This is a genomic window from Pseudomonas sp. AKS31 (genome assembly GCF_023634765.1).
GTDB lineage: Bacteria > Pseudomonadota > Gammaproteobacteria > Pseudomonadales > Pseudomonadaceae > Aquipseudomonas.
In genome coordinates, this window is sequence record NZ_JAMLFX010000004.1 from 257,663 (window position 1) to 276,286 (window position 18,624).

At 59.5% G+C, this 18,624-nt stretch carries 22 protein-coding genes; 11 read left to right on the forward strand and 11 right to left on the reverse strand.

Annotated features, from left to right (window positions below; genetic code table 11):
- Positions 1–24: 24 nt before the first annotated feature.
- Complete coding sequence (locus tag M9827_RS15470; protein WP_250606077.1) at positions 25–2,529, reverse strand: ABC transporter permease; 2,505 nt, start codon at positions 2,527–2,529, stop codon at positions 25–27.
- Positions 2,529–3,212, reverse strand: a complete 684-nt coding sequence (locus M9827_RS15475) for an ABC transporter ATP-binding protein (protein WP_007908572.1) — start codon at positions 3,210–3,212, stop codon at positions 2,529–2,531. The genes M9827_RS15470 and M9827_RS15475 overlap by 1 nt, the downstream gene beginning before the upstream one ends.
- A 10-nt stretch (positions 3,213–3,222) precedes the next feature.
- Between M9827_RS15475 and M9827_RS15480 the strand changes: the two genes are divergently transcribed.
- The 3 genes from M9827_RS15480 (at position 3,223) to M9827_RS15490 (ending at position 5,287) form a co-directional block, all read left to right on the forward strand.
- Complete coding sequence (locus tag M9827_RS15480) at positions 3,223–3,828, forward strand: arylesterase (protein ID WP_250606078.1); 606 nt, start codon at positions 3,223–3,225, stop codon at positions 3,826–3,828.
- A gap of 57 nt (positions 3,829–3,885) precedes the next feature.
- Positions 3,886–4,179 (forward strand): hypothetical protein, encoded by a 294-nt coding sequence (locus M9827_RS15485; RefSeq protein WP_003226812.1) that lies wholly within the window; start codon positions 3,886–3,888, stop codon positions 4,177–4,179.
- Between the two features lie 136 nt (positions 4,180–4,315).
- Complete coding sequence (locus tag M9827_RS15490) at positions 4,316–5,287, forward strand: L,D-transpeptidase family protein (RefSeq protein WP_194934000.1); 972 nt, start codon at positions 4,316–4,318, stop codon at positions 5,285–5,287.
- A 126-nt stretch (positions 5,288–5,413) separates the two neighbouring features.
- On the opposite strand, the gene oprI is transcribed toward M9827_RS15490, so the two are convergent.
- Positions 5,414–5,665 (reverse strand): outer membrane lipoprotei OprI, encoded by a 252-nt coding sequence (gene oprI, locus M9827_RS15495; RefSeq protein WP_003199355.1) that lies wholly within the window; start codon positions 5,663–5,665, stop codon positions 5,414–5,416.
- A 639-nt stretch (positions 5,666–6,304) separates the two neighbouring features.
- Here oprI and M9827_RS15500 point away from each other — a divergent pair.
- On the forward strand, positions 6,305–6,586 hold the full coding sequence (locus M9827_RS15500; RefSeq protein WP_003226804.1) for a GNAT family N-acetyltransferase: 282 nt from the start codon (positions 6,305–6,307) through the stop codon (positions 6,584–6,586).
- A 62-nt stretch (positions 6,587–6,648) separates the two neighbouring features.
- Here the strand turns inward: M9827_RS15500 and M9827_RS15505 are convergent, their stop codons facing one another.
- Positions 6,649–7,725, reverse strand: a complete 1,077-nt coding sequence (locus tag M9827_RS15505) for a 3-deoxy-7-phosphoheptulonate synthase (protein WP_003226802.1) — start codon at positions 7,723–7,725, stop codon at positions 6,649–6,651.
- Between the two features lie 143 nt (positions 7,726–7,868).
- A complete protein-coding gene (locus M9827_RS15510) occupies positions 7,869–8,312 on the reverse strand; it encodes a PilZ domain-containing protein (protein WP_250606079.1) in 444 nt (147 codons plus the stop codon).
- Here M9827_RS15510 and M9827_RS15515 point away from each other — a divergent pair.
- The 5 genes from M9827_RS15515 to cysB all read left to right on the forward strand — a co-directional run bounded on the left by M9827_RS15515 (position 8,311) and on the right by cysB (position 12,278).
- Positions 8,311–8,697 (forward strand): thioredoxin family protein, encoded by a 387-nt coding sequence (locus M9827_RS15515; protein ID WP_250606080.1) that lies wholly within the window; start codon positions 8,311–8,313, stop codon positions 8,695–8,697. The two genes, M9827_RS15510 and M9827_RS15515, sit on opposite strands and share 2 nt — an antisense overlap.
- Positions 8,694–9,650, forward strand: a complete 957-nt coding sequence (locus M9827_RS15520; protein ID WP_250606081.1) for a putative 2-dehydropantoate 2-reductase — start codon at positions 8,694–8,696, stop codon at positions 9,648–9,650. The genes M9827_RS15515 and M9827_RS15520 overlap by 4 nt, the downstream gene beginning before the upstream one ends.
- 32 nt (positions 9,651–9,682) lie before the next feature.
- Positions 9,683–10,588 carry a 5'-nucleotidase gene (locus tag M9827_RS15525; RefSeq protein ID WP_122844743.1) on the forward strand — a complete coding sequence of 302 codons (906 nt, stop codon included), beginning with the start codon at positions 9,683–9,685 and terminating at the stop codon, positions 10,586–10,588.
- A gap of 98 nt (positions 10,589–10,686) precedes the next feature.
- Positions 10,687–11,190 carry a universal stress protein gene (locus M9827_RS15530; RefSeq protein ID WP_250606082.1) on the forward strand — a complete coding sequence of 168 codons (504 nt, stop codon included), beginning with the start codon at positions 10,687–10,689 and terminating at the stop codon, positions 11,188–11,190.
- A gap of 113 nt (positions 11,191–11,303) precedes the next feature.
- A complete protein-coding gene (gene cysB / locus M9827_RS15535; RefSeq protein ID WP_003183769.1) occupies positions 11,304–12,278 on the forward strand; it encodes an HTH-type transcriptional regulator CysB in 975 nt (324 codons plus the stop codon).
- A gap of 9 nt (positions 12,279–12,287) precedes the next feature.
- On the opposite strand, the gene M9827_RS15540 is transcribed toward cysB, so the two are convergent.
- Positions 12,288–12,770 carry a GreA/GreB family elongation factor gene (locus M9827_RS15540; protein ID WP_095120480.1) on the reverse strand — a complete coding sequence of 161 codons (483 nt, stop codon included), beginning with the start codon at positions 12,768–12,770 and terminating at the stop codon, positions 12,288–12,290.
- 2 nt (positions 12,771–12,772) lie between these two features.
- Positions 12,773–13,180 carry a hypothetical protein gene (locus M9827_RS15545; protein ID WP_250606083.1) on the reverse strand — a complete coding sequence of 136 codons (408 nt, stop codon included), beginning with the start codon at positions 13,178–13,180 and terminating at the stop codon, positions 12,773–12,775.
- Between the two features lie 124 nt (positions 13,181–13,304).
- Between M9827_RS15545 and earP the strand changes: the two genes are divergently transcribed.
- Together earP and M9827_RS15555 are read left to right on the forward strand one after the other, a co-directional pair.
- Entirely contained in the window at positions 13,305–14,447 is a 1,143-nt protein-coding gene (earP, locus tag M9827_RS15550; protein WP_250606084.1) for an elongation factor P maturation arginine rhamnosyltransferase EarP, read from the forward strand.
- Positions 14,448–14,495: 48 nt separating this feature from the next.
- Positions 14,496–15,065 carry an elongation factor P gene (locus M9827_RS15555; RefSeq protein WP_003226785.1) on the forward strand — a complete coding sequence of 190 codons (570 nt, stop codon included), beginning with the start codon at positions 14,496–14,498 and terminating at the stop codon, positions 15,063–15,065.
- Between the two features lie 184 nt (positions 15,066–15,249).
- Here M9827_RS15555 and M9827_RS15560 read toward each other — a convergent pair whose 3' ends face one another.
- From M9827_RS15560 to M9827_RS15575, 4 genes are all read right to left on the reverse strand, one after another.
- Positions 15,250–16,260 (reverse strand): alpha/beta hydrolase, encoded by a 1,011-nt coding sequence (locus M9827_RS15560; protein WP_250606085.1) that lies wholly within the window; start codon positions 16,258–16,260, stop codon positions 15,250–15,252.
- Positions 16,261–16,294: 34 nt separating this feature from the next.
- Positions 16,295–16,714, reverse strand: a complete 420-nt coding sequence (locus M9827_RS15565) for an organic hydroperoxide resistance protein (protein ID WP_077573935.1) — start codon at positions 16,712–16,714, stop codon at positions 16,295–16,297.
- A gap of 327 nt (positions 16,715–17,041) precedes the next feature.
- Positions 17,042–17,497 (reverse strand): MarR family winged helix-turn-helix transcriptional regulator, encoded by a 456-nt coding sequence (locus tag M9827_RS15570; RefSeq protein ID WP_250606086.1) that lies wholly within the window; start codon positions 17,495–17,497, stop codon positions 17,042–17,044.
- A gap of 72 nt (positions 17,498–17,569) precedes the next feature.
- A complete protein-coding gene (locus M9827_RS15575) occupies positions 17,570–18,526 on the reverse strand; it encodes a LysR family transcriptional regulator (RefSeq protein WP_250606087.1) in 957 nt (318 codons plus the stop codon).
- Between the last annotated feature and the right edge of the window lie 98 nt (positions 18,527–18,624).

The window sequence follows — 18,624 nt, forward strand, 5'->3', positions numbered from 1 at the left end:
TGTGATTAAGACCGCTTGAGTCTATCAACCCTCGCGCAACACTGTCAGTGGGCTTGCGTTGAGTGCCCGGCGCGTACCGAACACGCCTGCACCGCCAATCAGCGCCGCGCCAATCAATGGCAGCACCAGCAGCCACGGATGCGGATGCCACGGCAGATCGAACGCGTAGCGATACAACACCAGACTCACCACTTCCGAACCGATCGCGGCGAGCAAGCCGCTGACCGCGCCGAGCAAGCCGAACTCGATGCGCCGCGCCTTGATCAGCAACTGCCGCTCCGCACCCAATGCACGCAGCAGCGCACCTTGGCGAATCCGTTCATCCAGCGTCGCCTGCAAACCGGAAAACAGCACGGCCATGCCCGCTGCCAAAACAAACAACAACACATATTCGACCGCCAAGGTGACTTGGGCGAGGATGCTGCGCAGTTGTTCCAGCAACGCCTCGACCTGAAGAATGGTCACCGCCGGGAAGGTGCGTGACAGTTCGACAATCTGCTGGTCATGACCGGGCGCCAGATAGAAGCTGGTCAGGTAAGTCGCCGGCAGATCCTTCAATGTGCCGGGCTGGAAGATCATGAAGAAGTTTGGCTGGAAGTTATCCCAGTTGATCTCGCGCAGGCTGGTGACTTTCGCTTCACGGTTGACCCCGCCGACACTGAACACCATGTGATCGCCGAGTTTGAGCTTGAGGCTTTCAGCGACTTTGCCTTCCACCGATACGCCGGGAACATCGTCGGTTGGCTGATCTTTCCACCACTCACCGGCAGTGAGCTTGTTGCCCGCCGGCAAATCCGCTGCCCAGGTCAGGCTCAAGTCGCGCTGCACGGCACGGTCGCCCGCCGAATCCTTGCTGACGATTTGCTGCACGGCTTCGCCGTTGATGCTGATCAATCGGCCGGGTACGACCGGATAAAGAGGTGCGGCTTGCGCGGAGACCTTGATCAGGTGATCGGTGAACGCCTGTTTATCTGCCGGCAGAATATTCAGGGCGAAGTAGTTCGGCGCGTTTTTCGGCAACTGGTTTTGCCAGGTGTCGAGCAGTTCGCCGCGCAGCAGGGCGATCAAGGCCATCGACAACAGAATCAGGCCGAACGCCAGCGACTGACCGGCCGCTGCCAAGGGGTGGCGCAGCAGTTGCCCCAGGCCCAAGCGCCATGGCAGCGAGGCACGGGCGAGCATCCGCCGCAGGCTTTGCAGCAGCAACAGCAACAAGCCGCCCAAAAGCAACGCGGCGACCACGCCACCGCCGAGCAGGGCGAATGTCAGCAGCAGATCGAGGCTCAGGCGCCACATGATCAGGCCGAGCGCACCCAGGGCTGCGCCATAAACCATCCAGGTGCTCGACGGTATCGGCAGCATGTCCCGGCGTAGCACGCGCAGCGGCGGCACGCGACCCAATGCGGCCAGAGGCGGCAAGGCGAAACCGGCCAATGCGACCAGTCCGGTGCCGATCCCGGCGATGGCAGGAAACAGGCCACCCGGTGGAACATCGCTCGGTAACAATTCATGCAGCAGCGCGAACAACCCCAACTGCGCCAGCCAGCCGAGCAAAGCCCCGCTGAGCGCGGCGAGCAGCCCCAGCACGGTCAGCTGCAAGCTGAACAGCACCATGGTTTCCCGACGCGACAGACCGAGGCAACGCAGCAAGGCACTGGCGTCGAAGCGGCGACTGGCGAAACGATTGGCCGACAACGCCACCGCGACACCGGCCAACAGTACGGCGACCAGACTGGCCATGTTCAGGTAGCGTTCGGCCTTACCCAATGCACCGCCAATCTGTCGGTTGCCATCGCGGGCGTCCTGAATCCGCTGGTTGGCGGCGAGCCCGGGTTTGATCAGTTGTCGATAGGTTTCCAGCGCCTGCGGTTCACCGCGCCACAGTTCGCGATAACTCACGCGGCTGCCGGGTTGCACGACGCCGGTGGCGGCGAGGTCGTCGAGGTTGATCATGACCCTCGGTGTGAGGCTGTAGAAGTTGCCGGCGCGATCCGGTTCATACGTCAGCACGCGGGTCATTTTCAATGTCTTCATGCCGACATCGATGCTGTCGCCGATCTTCAGATCCAGCGCCGTCAGCAAGCGTGCCTCGACCCAGGCTTCACCGGGTAGCGGTTCGCCGCCGGATTCTTCGGTGGCGAACGGGGCTGGCGCGCTCTTCAGTTCGCCGCGCAACGGATAGGCACGGTCGACGGCTTTGATGCTCGACAGCTGGATGCCGTTGTCGGTGGCGATGACGCTGGAAAACTCCACCACTTGCGCATGCTTCAGAAGCAACTCGGTGCCACTGCGGATCTGTTCCTCGCGAGCCGGCGAGCTGCCCTCAAGCACCAGATCGGCGCCGAGAAATTCGGTCGCGCGCAGCATCATGGCGCCGTTCAGGCGGGCGCCGAAGTAACCGATGGCGGTGCTTGCCGCCACCGCTACGACCAGCGCAAAGAACAACACGCGCAGTTCCCCGGCGCGGGCATCGCGCATCAGTTGGCGTAGCGCGAGACTGAACAGACGCAACAGCGGCAAACGTGCCATCAAGGCTCCAGGGGGGCGACCAACAGCCCGGCTTCAAGACGGATGAGGCGCCGGCAGCGATGGGCCAGGCGTTCGTCGTGGGTCACCAGCACCAGGGTGGTGCCGCGTTCCTTGTTCAGTTCGAAGAGCAAATCGCTGATGCGCTCGCCGGTGTGGCTGTCGAGGTTGCCGGTCGGTTCGTCGGCAAACAGCACGTCAGGCTCGGCAGCGAAGGCGCGGGCAATGGCCACACGTTGCTGCTCGCCACCGGAGAGCTGGCGTGGCGAGTGGGTCAGGCGCTGGCCGAGACCGACGCGCTGAAGCAATTCGGTCGCACGTTCACGGGCATCTTTGCGGCCGTCGAGTTCCAGCGGCAGCATGACGTTTTCCAGCGCATTGAGGCTGTCGAGCAACTGGAACGACTGGAAGACGAAACCGACATGCTCGGCACGAATGCGTGCACGCTGGTCTTCATCAAGATTACTCAGGCCCTGGCCGGCGAGAATGACTTCGCCACTGCTCGGCAAATCGAGACCGGCGAGCAGGCCGAGGAGGGTGGATTTGCCGGAACCGGACGCGCCGACGATGGCCAGGCTGTCGCCCTTGTTCAGTTCCAGGCTGAGTTCGTGCAGGATAGTCAGTTCACCTTCCGCGCTGGGAACCACTTTGCTGAGGTTCTTCGCGGTGAGAATGCTTGCGCCCATGGAGAATCCGATGCGTGTGTGGTTTTTGAGTGCTGGCCTGGCCTTGATGTGCATGGCCCAGAACGCAGCGGCGGGTACTGTCCTGATCGTTGGCGATAGTATCAGCGCCGGTTTCGGCCTGGATACCCGCTTGGGGTGGGTGTCGTTGCTCGAACAACGGCTCAAAGAAGAGGGTTTCGACGACAAAGTGGTCAATGCCTCGATCAGTGGCGACACCAGTGCCGGAGGCCAGGCACGGCTGCCGGCGCTGCTTGCAGAGCATAAACCTGAGCTGGTGATCCTCGAACTGGGCGGCAACGACGGCTTACGCGGAATGCCGCCAACTCAATTGCAACAAAATCTTGCCTCGATGATCGACAGTTCGCGTCAGAGCGGGGCCAAGGTGTTGTTGCTCGGCATGCAACTGCCGCCCAATTACGGCAAGCGCTACACCGACGCCTTCGCCGAGGTCTACGGTAAACTTGCCGACGATAAAAAGATCCCGCTGGTGCCGTTTTTCCTCGACGGCGTCGGTGGTCATCCGGACCTGATGCAGGCTGATGGTCTGCACCCGGCGGCCGGGGCTCAGGGCAAGTTGCTGGAAAATGTCTGGCCGACGCTAAAACCGCTGTTATGAGGCTTTTCTAGTGGCAGGCTTTCGGCTAATGTGGCGCCCCCTTATTTGGAGCCCCCGATGCCGCGTCCTGCCTGGTCCCTGTTTGCCTACCAACTGATCGAGCCTGACGAACAGCTGGATCTGTTCGCCTGCCAGGAAGTGCGGGTGCATCTGGTGACGCGTCAGCTCGAACTCGGTGGCTCGGCCGATCGCACCCTGTGCGGCAGTCTGCTCCCGGCGCAACCGCGTTGGTCGAGCGTTGATCGCCGGGTGTTTCAGGATCAGCGCCTGTGTTCGCTGTGCCGGGCGATTCTTGAATCGCAGAAGCGCGGCACCTCGCCGATCTGGCCGGAGCTGCGTTTCGAGCTCTAGGGGCAGAACATCGCAGCTTGCGTCAGCTCCTGTATGAAGACTTTTGTCTGCCTATCGGCGCGTCTCCCCGAATATTCAAAGTGCGGTGTACAATCGCGCCCTTATACCCTTGTTGATCATGCGAAGGATTTTCCGGATGTTGCCGCGCTTTCCTGCCGTCACCCGCTGCCTGTCACTTGCCGCCCTGTGTGTGGCCGGTCCCGTTGCTGCATTGGAGTTTCCCCTGCCACCACCCGGTGAAGACATCATCGGCCAGGTGCAGGTGATCAAAGCCAAGTACGAAGACACCTTCGCCGACCTGGGCACGAAGTACGATCTGGGCTACTCGGAGATGGTCGCGGCCAACCCTGGCGTCGATGCCTGGTTGCCGGGTGCCGGCACCGAAATCGTCTTGCCGACCCGTTTCATTCTGCCGCCGGGCCCGCGCGAAGGTATCGTCATCAACCTGGCCGAATACCGCCTCTACTATTTCCCGAAAGGCCGCAACGTGGTGTACACGTTCCCGCTGGGTATCGGTCGTGAGGGTTGGGGTTCGCCGATCGCGCATACTTCGATCATTGCCAAGACGCCAAACCCGACATGGACGCCTCCTGCGTCGATCAAGGCTGAACACGCCGCGGATGGTGATCCGCTGCCAAACGTCGTGCCGGCCGGCCCTGACAACCCATTGGGCCCGTTCAAGTTCACTCTGGGCACGCCGGGCTACCTGATCCACGGTTCGAACAAGAAGTTCGGTATCGGCATGCGCACCAGCCATGGCTGCTTCCGCATGTTCAACAACAACGTGCTGGAAATGGCCAGCATGGTGCCGGTAGGCACGTCGGTGCGTATCCTCAACGATGCCTACAAGTTCGGCAGCAGTGGCGGCAAGGTTTATCTGGAAGCGCACACGCCGATCGACGACAAGGGCAACCCGTCTGTGGTCGATAAGCACACTGCGGTGATCAACGCGATGCTCAAGCGTGAAGACGTCACCAGCAATCTGCGCGTGAACTGGGATGTGGTGCGTGACGTGGTCGCGGCCGAAGATGGCCTGCCAACGGAAATCGGCACGCCGACTACCTCGGCCCCTATGGTTTCGAGTACACCGATCGACTTGCAGCAGTAAGTCGAGGTTAAAGGCCCGTCGATGCGTACAGCGTCGGCGGGTTTTTTATTGCCCGGGGAAAAGCTTCAGGCATAAAAAAGCCGACCCGAAAAATCGGGTCGGCTCGATAACAACCCCGAAGGATTATTACTTGCGGCTAGCTTTGTCCAGCATGCGCAGAGCACGCTCGTTAGCTTCGTCAGCAGTCTGTTGTGCTTTTTGAGCAGCAGCCAGAGCTTCATCAGCTTTACGGTAAGCTTCGTCTGCACGAGCCTGGGAGCGAGCAGCTGCGTCTTCAGTAGCGGTCAGACGTGCTTCGGTTTCTTTCGATGCGCTGCTGCAACCGGTAGCCAGAACTGCGGCCAGAGCCAGAGCAGAGAATTTCAGAACGTTGTTCATCGTGTTCCCCTTCAAGGACTTTCAAATTAAGTGGCTGTCTCCTCACGATTGAGGAAATAGCCGGCGTACATACTACCCATTACTTGTAGTAAGTAAACTGACGTAAGGCAAGAAGCAAAAAAAATTGTAGGCGTTGATTCTTTTTCGAGCAACTTTTAACTGCGCTGTTTAAAAAATGTTCAGCTGCAAGCCCCGAGCTGAGCGAGTTAATGAGAAAAAGTTCCCGTTGCCCCGTGCTGTTTTTGCAGTCTTGGCTAAAGTCTGTCTAGATGAATACGTCCATACTTTTGTTCCGATTCTGCGCACTGCTTCGCGTATCTTTCTGCATGTTGAGGTGACTTTATAAAAGGCTGCACGTCTTAAGTCTCAACATCCGGCAATGTTCAGGTGAGCCGCCCGGGAAGATCTTCTCCCGGGCCCACCCTGCGTCCATCGGAGCAACCCCCGTCAACTCGCTTGATGACGAGCGCACCTTGAGCATTTTTGCCAATGGTGCCTACTATTTATCAGGTGTCAGGTTGCGCGAGATCGGTGTGGCTCTTCTCGGTGTCCAGCAGGCACGGGGTGGCGTAGATGTTCCTTCGCCGGAAAAACATCGGTAAGGTAGGGGTCAGAATTCAAGACCCGCGAGGAGTAGTGATGAGCGAGGCGTTGTCCATCCACCATGACCAGGCTGGTCATCAGTTCGAGACCAATGTGGACGGTCATCGTGCCTACCTGACCTATATGGATCTGGGGAAACAGACCCTGGATATCTATCGCACCTTCGTGCCCAACGCCCTGCGTGGCCGTGGCATTGCCGCAGCGCTGACCGAAAGCGCGCTGCAGTACGCTGAAGAAATGGGCTACACGGTGATCCCGTCGTGCTCCTACGTCGAGCGCTACATGGAACGCCATCAGCGTCGCGCCGCCAAGATCTGAATCGCACACACACAAAAACGCCGGGCATTGCCCGGCGTTTTTTTATGCCTGTAAAACGCGAATCAGCTGCGCTGGCGTTTCGGCAGAACATCCTTGAGCTTGGCGTGCATGCTGCGCAAGGTATTCTCGGTGGCAGACCAGTCGATGCAGGCATCAGTGATCGACACGCCGTATTGCAGGTCGGCGAGGTCTTTCGGAATCGCCTGGCAACCCCAGTTCAGGTGACTTTCGACCATCAGGCCGATGATCGACTGGTTGCCTTCGAGGATCTGGTTGGCGACGTTCTCCATCACCAGCGGTTGCAGGGCCGGATCCTTGTTGGAGTTGGCGTGGCTGCAATCGACCATGATGTTCGGCTTGATCTTCGCTTTGTTCAGCGCCTGTTCGCACAGGGCAACGCTGACCGAATCGTAGTTCGGCTTGCCATTACCACCGCGCAGCACCACGTGACCGTAGGCATTGCCCTTGGTGGTGACGATCGACACGCCACCTTCCTGGTTGATGCCGAGGAAACGGTGCGGACTGGACACCGACTGCAAGGCGTTGATCGCCACAGTCAGACCGCCGTCGGTGCCGTTCTTGAAGCCAACCGCCGAGGACAGGCCAGAAGCCATTTCCCGGTGCGTCTGCGATTCGGTGGTGCGTGCGCCGATGGCCGACCAGCTGATCAGGTCCTGCAGATACTGCGGGGAGATCGGGTCGAGGGCTTCAGTCGCGGTCGGCAGGCCTTTTTCGGCCAGATCCAGCAGCAACTGACGACCAATGTGCAGACCGTCCTGGATCTTGAACGAGTCGTCCAGGTACGGGTCGTTGATCAGGCCTTTCCAGCCGACGGTGGTCCGTGGCTTCTCGAAATACACACGCATGACCAGATACAGGGTGTCGGAGACTTCCTCCGCCAGCACCTTCAGGCGATCAGCGTATTCGTGGGCAGCCTTGATATCGTGGATCGAGCACGGGCCGATCACTACGAACAGACGGTGGTCGGTGCCATCAAGAATGTTGCGAATGACTTCGCGGCCCTTGGTGACGGTGCGCAGGGCAGCATCGCTCAGAGGGATATCACGCTTGAGCTGATCGGGAGTGATCAGGGTCTCGTTAGAGGCGACGTTTAGGTCGTTGATCGGTAAATCAGCCATCGTTTACTCGTCAGGTCACGGGTGCCGGCCGCCAGCGATCCCCGCGCGGCGGAGCACAGCAGATTTAAGCGCGTCGGGGAGCGGAACCTTAGCGCGTAAAGCGCCTGCTCGACAATGGGCAAGTAACGGTTTGAAGAAGAGCGTCAGTCCAGCACTGGCTGGGCGAAAGCCTTGCGCACGCTGTCGTGGGAGAACTCGTCGGCGTGCTGCTCGACCCATTGCAGGGCCAGCGCCTGAATATCCTGCAGATCATCGTGGGTTTCGTTCATGCGACAGTAACGCTCGATCTGACACACTTGCTCACCCATTCGCGCACTGAACAGGGTCTGCTCATCGGTGAAGGCGATCCCCACCAGATAGCCTTTTTTGCGCCGCAGGCACCACGCCACATAGCCCGGATAACAGATGTCGGCGTTGAGTGTCGGCATGCGCACTTGCAGCGCCGTGCCATGGCGCCAGGCACGGTGGTAATTGCAAGCGATGCCGCCGAGGCTGATAGTGTGCAGCTGTTGCCTGGAAATACACTCAGGCTTGAGCAAGGTTAATTCAACCGGCACCTCGTCCGGATGAGGAATGAAACGTCCCATGAGCACAGACTCCCTGTGTCGGCCATTTGACATTGTTTCCCCCAGTATAGTGGTCGAATCCGAACTGACCGATTTCGACGCCGATCAACGGCTGTTGGCGATGAGCGGCGTTTCGCTGGTGATTTTCACTAGCGTCGGCTGCGCCAGTTGCCGTTATGCCCGCGAGGTCTTGCCTGGACTCGATCTGGCAATCGATCAGTTGTGCTGGATCGATGCCGGCGACAACGGCGGGTTGGTGCAGCGCTATCAGGTCTTTCATTTGCCGGCGCTGTTTGTGGTGCGCGACGGCGAGTTCTTTGGGGCATTGCACACGCGCCTGACGGCCGATGCGCTGAATGCCGCGCTGGCGCAGGCACTGGGTCGAATTGCAGAGGAGTTGCCATGATGGGGGCAGTGATTAAACCGGTAGTGGGGATTATTGGCACCGGCGCAATTGGTGGTTTCTACGGTGTGATGCTGGCGCGTGCCGGCTTCGATGTGCACTTTCTGTTGCGCAGCGAGTTTTCGGCTGTTGCCGAGCGCGGTTTGCAGATCAACAGCGCGGTGCATGGCCCGCTGACGCTGAATCCGGCACAGGCCTATTCTGCTGCCGAAGACATGCCCAAGTGCGACTGGCTGTTGGTGGGAGCGAAAACCACCAGCAACGTCGGTCTGGCACCGTCGATCATTCAAGCGGCCAAACCCGATGCGAAAGTGCTGGTGCTGCAAAACGGTCTCGACGTCGAGGACAGCTTGCGTGACGTGCTCCCCGATTCCCTGCATCTGTTGGGCGGCTTGTGCCTGATCTGCGTGCATCGCGATGGGCCTGGACAAGTAACCCACCAAGCCTTGGGCGCGGTCAATATTGGCTATCACAGCGGCCCGACCATGGATGATGGCGTACGCATGGCGATTGTCGAGGAGGGTGCCGGGCTGTTCCACGCCGCCGGAATCGATTCCCAGGCGATGCCGAAACTGCACCAGGCGCGCTGGCAGAAACTGGTCTGGAACATCCCCTACAACGGACTCTCGGTACTGCTCGGCGCCAGCACCACGCCGCTGATGGCGGATGCCGATAGCCGCGTGTTGATCCAGGCGTTGATGGCCGAAGTGGTGCAGGGCGCCAAGGCCTGCGGCCAGGAGATACCGCCGGGATACGCCGACTATCTGTTCATGATGACCGAGAAAATGCCCGACTACTGGCCGAGCATGTACCACGACTTTTTACATAAACGACCGCTGGAGCTGGAAGCAATCTACGCTCGGCCATTGGCGGCAGCGAAAGCGGCGGGCTGTGAGCTGCCACGCATTGAAGCGCTGTATCGCAATCTGCGTTTTATCGACCGACGCAACGTTTAGGTCGGTTTTTTTTGTGAAGGGCGGGGGAACGCATGGCCAAGAACATCGATGACAAACTGGTGCTGGCGATTTCGTCGCGCGCCTTGTTCGACCTGAGCGAGAGCCACAAGGTCTACCTGTCGAGCGGCGTTGAAGCCTATCGGCAATATCAGATCGAACACGAAGACGAGATTCTGGCCCCCGGCGATGCCTTCCCGCTGGTGGAAAAACTCCTGAGCCTGAACAGTCGTCTCGGCCGTGCGCGGGTCGAGGTGATTCTGGTCTCGCGCAACAGCGCCGATACCGGGCTGCGCGTATTCAACTCGATTCACCATTACGGTCTGGCGATTTCCCGCGCGGCGTTTGTTGGCGGGCGCAGTCCGTATCCGTATCTGAAAGCCTTTGGTTGCGACCTGTTTCTTTCGACCCATGCCGAAGATGTACGCGCGGCGCTCGACGCCGGTTTCGCTGCGGCGACGATTCTGTCCGGTGGCGCCAGCCGTGCGGCCAGCGACGAATTGCGCATCGCCTTCGACGGTGACGCGGTGATTTTTTCCGACGAGTCGGAGCGCGTCTATCAATCCGGCGGGCTGGAAGCGTTCCAGGCCAAAGAGCGTGAATCGGCCCGCGAGCCGTTACGCGGTGGGCCGTTCAAGGGCTTTCTGGCGGCGCTCAATCTGTTGCAGCGTGAGTTTCCCGATGACGATTGCCCGATCCGTACGGCGCTGGTCACTGCGCGCTCGGCACCGGCCCATGAGCGGGTGATCCGTACCTTGCGCGAGTGGGACATTCGCCTTGACGAATCACTGTTCCTCGGCGGCCTGACCAAATCGGCGTTCCTCGAAGCGTTTGCCGCCGACGTGTTTTTCGACGATCAGGCCGGCCACTGCGAACTCGCCCGCGAAGTCGTTGCCACTGGCCACGTGCCGCATGGCATCAGCAACGAACCGTCGGTCTAAAGCCCTTTGGTTCAAGACGTTGCGTCGCACCGTCGTACTCGCCAAGGCACTGCTAAGCTGAATCAAATCTCCGCCATGTTGGCACGCGAGGAGGTCATATGATTCGTTCGATGCTGTATGCCACTGACCTCGGTCTGTACGCACCGTTAGTGATGCAGCATGCCCTGGCGTTGGCGCGAACGTTCGATGCCGATCTGTACGTGGTGCACGCGGTGGAGCCGATGGGGCTGTTTGCCGAATCGGTGTTGCAGAGCTATCTCGACGAGCAGGCATTGAACGAATTTCACAGCCAGGGTCTGAAAACTGTCATCGCCAATATCGAGCAGCGGGTACTGGAAAGTTTTCGCGAAGAACTGGGAGACGAAGGCGAGCAGGATCTGCAGCGCATTCGCGCGGTGCGCGTGCTGCAGGGCGATCCGTCGCAGGTGATTCTCGACCAGGTGCAGAAACTCTCTGTCGATCTGCTGATCGTAGGCAGTCACAGTCACGGGGTGGGCGCGGAAACGCCGTTGGGACGCACGGCGGCGCGGGTCCTGCAATTGGCCAAGGTGCCGGTTTATCTGGTGCCGTTAGTGGAGCGTCGGCGGCGGGGGGATCGCTGAAGCAGGAATAATGGCGCTTTGATAAAAAAGTTCTAGATTTATTATTCAAACCATTAATATAGTTATATACCGTCGCTGATGCCCGTGGCGTCTACCTGCTTTGAGGGATACATATGAAGCTTCAACAATTGCGCTACATCTGGGAAGTGGCGCACCACGACCTCAACGTTTCCGCTACAGCCCAAAGCCTTTACACCTCGCAACCGGGCATCAGTAAACAAATCCGCCTGCTGGAAGACGAACTCGGTGTAGAAGTGTTTGCCCGCAGCGGCAAGCATCTGACCCGCGTGACCCCAGCCGGCGAGCGCATCATCACCACTGCCGGTGAGATTCTGCGCAAGGTCGAAAGCATCAAGCAGATCGCCCAGGAATTCTCCAACGAGAAAAAAGGCACCCTGTCGATCGCCACCACCCACACTCAGGCACGTTATGCGTTGCCGCCGGTGATCAGCAATTTCATCAAGCAATACCCGGACGTTGCGCTGCACATGCACCAGGGTTCGCCGATGCAGATCGCCGAAATGGCCGCTGACGGCACGGTGGATTTTGCCATCGCCACTGAAGCGCTGGAGCTGTTCGGCGATCTGGTGATGATGCCGTGCTACCGCTGGAACCGTTGCGTGGTCGTGCCGCAGGGGCACCCGCTGACCAAACTGCCGAAGCTGACCCTGGAAGCGTTGGCCGAATACCCGATCGTGACTTACGTGTTCGGTTTCACCGGCCGTTCGAAACTCGACGAAGCCTTCAGCCATCGCGGTCTGACGCCGAAAGTGGTATTCACCGCCGCCGACGCCGACGTGATCAAGACTTACGTGCGTCTGGGGTTGGGCGTGGGCATCGTCGCTAAAATGGCGGTCGACACCAAGCTCGACAACGACCTGGTGGTGCTGGACGCCAGCGAACTGTTCGAATCGAGCGTGACCAAGATCGGTTTCCGTCGCGGCACTTTCCTGCGCGGTTTCATGTGCGACTTCATCGAGAAGTTCGCCCCGCACCTGACTCGTGAAGTCATGGCCAAAGCCATTCAGTGCCACAACAAGCAGGAACTGGAAGAGCTGTTCGACGGCGTCGAGCTACCCGTTCACTGATCAGTTGCCTCAAAGCACCTCGGTGACAGCAAACTGTTGCCGGGTGCCCGCCACCAGAATCTCCACCTCATCACCTTCACACTTGCCCAGCAGACTTTTGCCCAGCGGCGAGCGCGGAGTGATGACGGTAATCGGTTGACCGACCACATCGACTTTCAGCCCTGCCGCATCCGGCGCCAGAAACAGCCATTGCTCGCGACCCTTTTCGTCTTCCAGACCGAGCAGGGCGCCGACCTCGATGCCACGATTTTCATCGTAGGCACGCAGCGTCAGGTTCTGGCACAGCGCCAGTGACTGACGGATTTCCTCGACCCGTTTCGCTTGCCCGGCCGCCAGATACGACGCTTCCAGACCCAGCGTGTCGTACTTGTTTTCGGCGATGTTCTCTTCGTGTGTCGCGGTTTCGTAGGCGGTTTGCGCGGCGCGTTCGGCGATGTCGAGGTCGATGCGCAGTTTGTCGAGAATCAGTTGGTGGACGATGTGCTTGTTCATGATCAATCGCAGAATTGCAAAACGTTGGCGCGGCTTTTCTCGCTGGGAGCTGTCTGATCCTGCTGTAGCCAGAACTGGCACTTCGGATTGGACAGGTTACGCGTGCTGCCGCGTGCCTGATCCAGACGCGCCTGTTGTTCGTTCTTGCGCAGGTTTTCTTCGTACTGCTGGAACTGCGGGCTCGGCGGCGGAATGTCCGGTTGCACCTGCACGGCCGGTGGATTGGCCAGTTGCTGCACCGCTTGCGCAACCGGTGCCAATTGCTCCTTGAACAGAAAGTGCGACAGCAGCCAGCAGGTCAGCGCAATGGCGACAAAGCCCAGCCACAGACCCAAGGCAATGCTGCCGGTCAAATGCAGCGCGCTAAGCTGAACAGGCAACGGGCGACGCGGATTGGGGCGATAGGGCATGGCTGCCTCCTGGCGGATGATTGCGGGCAAGTGGCGATTGTCGCACGAAGATTAATCGCCGTCGGCTCTTCTGCGCGAGGTGATTTATGCGGACAATCGCTTCTTTTGCCAACGGGAGTCTTGAATGTCGGAGTTGAAACCCCGCTGGGATATTTTCTGCACCGTGGTCGACAATTTTGGCGACATCGGCGTGACCTGGCGTCTGGCCCGGCAATTGGCCGCCGAGCACGGTTTGACGGTGCGCTTGTGGGTCGATGATCTGCGCGCCTTCGAACGCATTTGCCCCGAGATCGATAGCAGCGCCGCACAGCAATGGCAACAAAGCGTCGAAGTGCGGCATTGGCCGGCCGAGTGGTTGCACACAGAGGCGGCGGATGTGGTGATCGCCGCGTTTGCCTGTCAGTTGCCCAGTGATTACATGGACGCAATGGCCGCGCGGGAACAGCCGCCGCTGTGGATGAACCTCGACTATCTCAGCGCCGAAGACTGGGTCACTGGCTGTCACGGCTTGCCGTCGGTCAAATACAAATCGGTGCAGAAGTTCTTTTTCTTTCCCGGATTCCAGTCAGGCACCGGCGGGCTGTTGCGTGAGCGCGGCTTGCTTGAGCAGCGTCGGCAGTTTCAACAGGATGCCGAGGCGCAACGGCAATTCCTGCAAGGTCTCGGGGTTGATCGCGCAGCGGATGCGCAGCTGATTTCGTTGTTCGCCTACGAGAACGCCGGGCTCGCCAGTTGGCTGGATGTACTGGCTGCCGACGAGGCGCCAACCCACCTGTTGGTGCCGGAAGGGCGGATTCTCGGTGATGTGGCGCGCTGGCTCGGAGTAGAAGCCCTGACGGTGGGCGAGATCAATGTGCGGCAGTCATTGACTGTGCAGGTGTTGCCGTTCGTCCGTCAGGATCAATACGACCATTTGCTCTGGTGCTGCGATTTCAACGCGGTGCGCGGTGAAGACTCGTTCGTAAGGGCGCAGTGGGCGGGGCGGCCGATGCTCTGGCACATCTATCAGCAGGACGAAGACATCCATCTGGACAAGCTCGACGCCTTCCTCGCGCTCTACACAAAAGGCCTGTCACCGGCTGCTGCCGAGGCGATCAACGGTCTTTGGCGAGCCTGGAGCGCCGGCCAGCCGATCGGCGAACACTGGCTTGCAGCCCGCAATCATTGGCCGGAACTGCAGGAAAATGCCGAAGCGTGGTGTCTGGAACAAGGCTTGCAGGCCGATCTTGCCGCAGCGCTGGTACAGTTTTACCTAAATTGGATATGATACGCGGCCTAGATTTTTGTAAATCCCATCCAAATTCGGATATTCGCAATGAAAACTGGTAAAGAACTCAAACCCGGTACCGTGATCCGTATCGACAACGATCCTTGGCTGGTTCAGAAAGCTGAATTCACCAAGTCGGGCCGTAACAGCGCGATCATGAAGACCAAGCTGAAGAACCTGCTGACCGGTTACAAGACCGAAACCGTTTACGGTGCGGACGACAAACTGGACGACGTGATCCTGGATCGTAAAGAAGCCACCCTGTCGTTCATCAGCGGTGACACCTACACGTTCATGGACACCACTGACTACACCATGTACGAGCTGAACGCCGAAGACATCGAAAGCGTTCTGCCTTTCGTTGAAGAAGGCATGACCGACGTTTGCGAAGCCGTGTTCTTCGAAGAGCGTCTGGTTTCCGTAGAGCTGCCGACCACTATCGTGCGTCAGGTTGACTACACCGAAGGTTCCGCTCGCGGTGACACTTCCGGCAAGGTGATGAAGCCTGCCAAACTGAAGAACGGTACCGAACTGTCGGTTGCTGACTTCATCGAAATCGGCGACATGATCGAGATCGATACCCGCGAAGGCGGTTCGTACAAAGGCCGTGCTAAATAAGCATCGGTTTTTGCGCAAAGAAAAAGCCCGACCATTGAGTCGGGCTTTTTTGTGCCTGCGATTTGAGTTTCACACCTATCCCCTGTGGGAGCGAGCCTGCTCGCGAATGCGTTCTGTCAGCCAGCACTTCACCGGATGACACACCGCTTTCGCGAGCAGGCTCGCTCCCACAATGGGATTGTGGTTACTTCAAGTGTTGCTTCAGTTCTTCAGACGCCTGCAGCATCGCCGAACGCACCGCCGGCACCTGACTGACCACGTTGAGCAAACCGTAGTCGTGAATCATGCCGTTGTAGCGAACTGACGTTACCGGCACTCCGGCCTCGTCGAGTTTGCGTGCGTAAGCTTCACCTTCATCGCGCAACACATCGGCGCCGGCGGTCTGCACCAGCGCGGGCGGCAGGCCCTTCAGTTGCGCAGTGGTTGCCCGCAGTGGCGAGGCGTAGATCTCGTTGCGCTGTTTGGCGTCGGTGGTGTAGTTGTCCCAGAACCACTGCATCATGTTGCGCGTGAGGAAATGCCCTTCGGCGTACTGGTTGTAGGAACCGGTATCAAAGTTGGCATCGGTCACCGGCCACAGCAGCAGCTGGAATTTGATCGCCGGGGTGCCTTTGTCTTTGGCCATCAGCGCGACAACCGCGGCCATGTTACCGCCGACGCTGTTGCCGGCGACGGCCAAGCGTTTGCCGTCGACATTGATCTCTTTACCGTGCTCTGCCACCCATTTGGTCGCAGCGTAGGCCTGGTTGATCGCCACCGGGTAATGCGCTTCCGGGGAAGGCGTGTAGTTGACGAACACCGCCGCCGCCCCTGAACCGACCACCAGATCACGCACCAGTCGTTCGTGAGTCGGGAAATCGCCCAAGACCCAGCCGCCGCCGTGGAAGAACATGAACACCGGCAGCTCGCTCTTGACCCCGGCCGGCCGGACGATGGTCAGGCTCAACGGTTGGCCATCGACCTGAATGGTCTTCTCGCTGACGTCGGCTTTGGGCAGCGTCAGCTTGACCCCGGACTGCGCGCCGACCAGCACGGCGCGGGCATCTTTCGGCGACAGCTGCTCAATCGGCTTGCCGCTGCCGGCATTCAGCACATCGAGAAAAGCCTGCGTGTTGTGTTCGACATCACCGGCGAAAGCGCTGTGGATGGACAGGGCGAGAAGGGTACCGGTCAAGACTTTGCTGAAAGTGTTCATGTTCATTTCCTGTTCGGGCCTGGGGCGTCAGTGGTTAGACGGTGACGTGCAGACGCACATCGACGTTGCCACGGGTGGCGTTGGAGTACGGGCAGACCTGGTGAGCCGCATCGACCAGCGCTTGCGCATCGGCTTGTTCCAGACCCGGCAGGCTGATGTGCAGGTCGATGTCCAGACCGAAGCCGCCAGGGATCTGGCCGATACCGACGTGGGCGGTGATCGAGGCGTCGTCAGGGATTTTGCGTTTGGTCTGGCTGGCGACAAATTTCAGCGCGCCGATGAAGCAGGCCGAGTAGCCGGCAGCGAACAACTGCTCAGGGTTGGTCGCCGCGCCACCGGCACCGCCGAGTTCTTTCGGGGTAGCGAGTTTGACGTCGAGAACGTTGTCGCTGGAGATCGCACGACCGTCACGGCCGCCAGTGGAAGTTGCGATTGCGGTGTAGAGAGTTTGCATGGTGTGAGCCTCTTTGAGTGTGTCTGTTTGCGCTAATTGTTTGCGCGCTAAGTAAGTGCGAAGTGAATGTATCGCGCAAATATTTAGTGCGCAAGATAAATTTTTGAAGAAACAGCTTTTTTGCGAAGGAGCGGCTATGAGAAGGGGACTGTAAGGCCTGAGCTAGAGCGGATTGCGCGGTAGATCAGGCGTTGAAAATATTTTGCTGGTGATGACATCAATGTGGGAGCGAGCCTGCTCGCGAATGGGATGTCTCACTCAACCAGCAGGTTGGCTGACAGATCGCATTCGCGAGCAGACTCGCTCCCACAGGGAACTATGTGGAGGTCAGATCAGGCTGTCCTGCAGATGGCTACGCAGCGCCTGCAACTCCGCTTGCAGCTTCTGCAGACGTTCCAGAGAAAAACCGCTGGCGCCAAGGATGCATTGGGGAACGGTCTGGGCTTTTTCTTTCAACGCTCGGCCTTGTTCGGTCAACTCGACAATCACCACACGCTCATCCTCGCGGCTGCGGGTGCGGCTAAGCAAGCCTTCGCCTTCCAGGCGTTTGAGCAGTGGCGTCAGCGATCCCGGATCGGTCAGTAGTCGAGTGCTGATTTCTCCGACGGTCAAACCATCCTTCTCCCACAACACCATCATCGCCAGATACTGTGGATAGGTCAGGTTCAAGGCTTGCAGCAGCGGCTTGTAGACCTTGGTCATCATCAGCGAGGTGGAGTGCAGGGCGAAGCAGGCCTGATTATCCAGCAGCAGGTCGTCGCAGGTGTCGCGTTCGGAAGTCATGTCAAAGCCTTGTTCGGTGATGGTCATGAATCTAGCGCTCGAATCTTTAATGCGCCAGATAATTCTCCGGATCTAATGCCGACCCAGATCCCGTTGCAGCGCCAGATCCCACGGCGGCACCGGACTGAAACGAGTCTTGAGGTATTCAAGCAACAAGCGGCTGCGCGAGTTGGTTTGCTGTTCCATGCGTAGCGCGTAGATGCCGGTGGATTCCGGTGCCGGCAGGCCGTTGTCGCAGAACAGCGGGACCAGCTCCCCGCGCAGCAGGTATTCGCTCGCCAGCCAGGTCGGCAAGTGCGCAACCCCTAATCCCGCCAAAGCCCCGAAGACCAAGGCTTCGGCATTGTTGGCGCTCATGCGGATGCGTGCCGGGCGGTGCAAGTGCATCTGGCCGTCTTGCTCGAACCGCCAGGCGAAGGGCGGGGCGAGGCCCTCCCAGTCCAGGCCGTCATGTTCGCCAAGTTGCGCCGGACTGCCGGGCACGCCCCGGCGTTTGAGATAGTCAGGACTGGCGCAGGCAATGCGCACCATACTCGCCAAAGGCGTGGCCACCAGTCGCGTGTCAGCCATTTGCCCGGCCCGCAGCACCAGATCGACTTTGCCCAGGTTCGAGCCGCCCATGTCGACGAAACTGTCGATCAAGTGCAATTGCACATCCAATCCCGGGTAGAGGACGAGAAAGTCCGCGATCACCGGCGCCAGATGCCGGCGCCCGAACGCGGCGGGTGCATCAATGCGGATCAAGCCTTCCGGCGCGCTACTCAGGGACACGGCTTCAGCCCGCGCCAGTTGCAACTCGGCGACTATGCGCCGGGCACGTTCGGCAAACGCCAGACCGGCGGGTGTTGCTCGTACAGCGTGGGTACTGCGTATAAACAACTGGCTGCCGACGGCGCTTTCCAGGCTGTCGATGCGTCGCGCGACGGCCGAAGGTGTCAACGGATGACGGCGCGAGGCGGCGGAAAAACTGCCACTCTCCAGCACATCGAGAAAAAGTCCGAGTTGCTCGGTTAATTGATTGGGATTCATATCGGCTCAACGCTTGTGCGAAATCGGCATAGCCATTGTGCGTTGCTGTGCGTTTCCCCGCCAGCCACGACTGCGTAGGATGAAGCGCCTGACGCGAG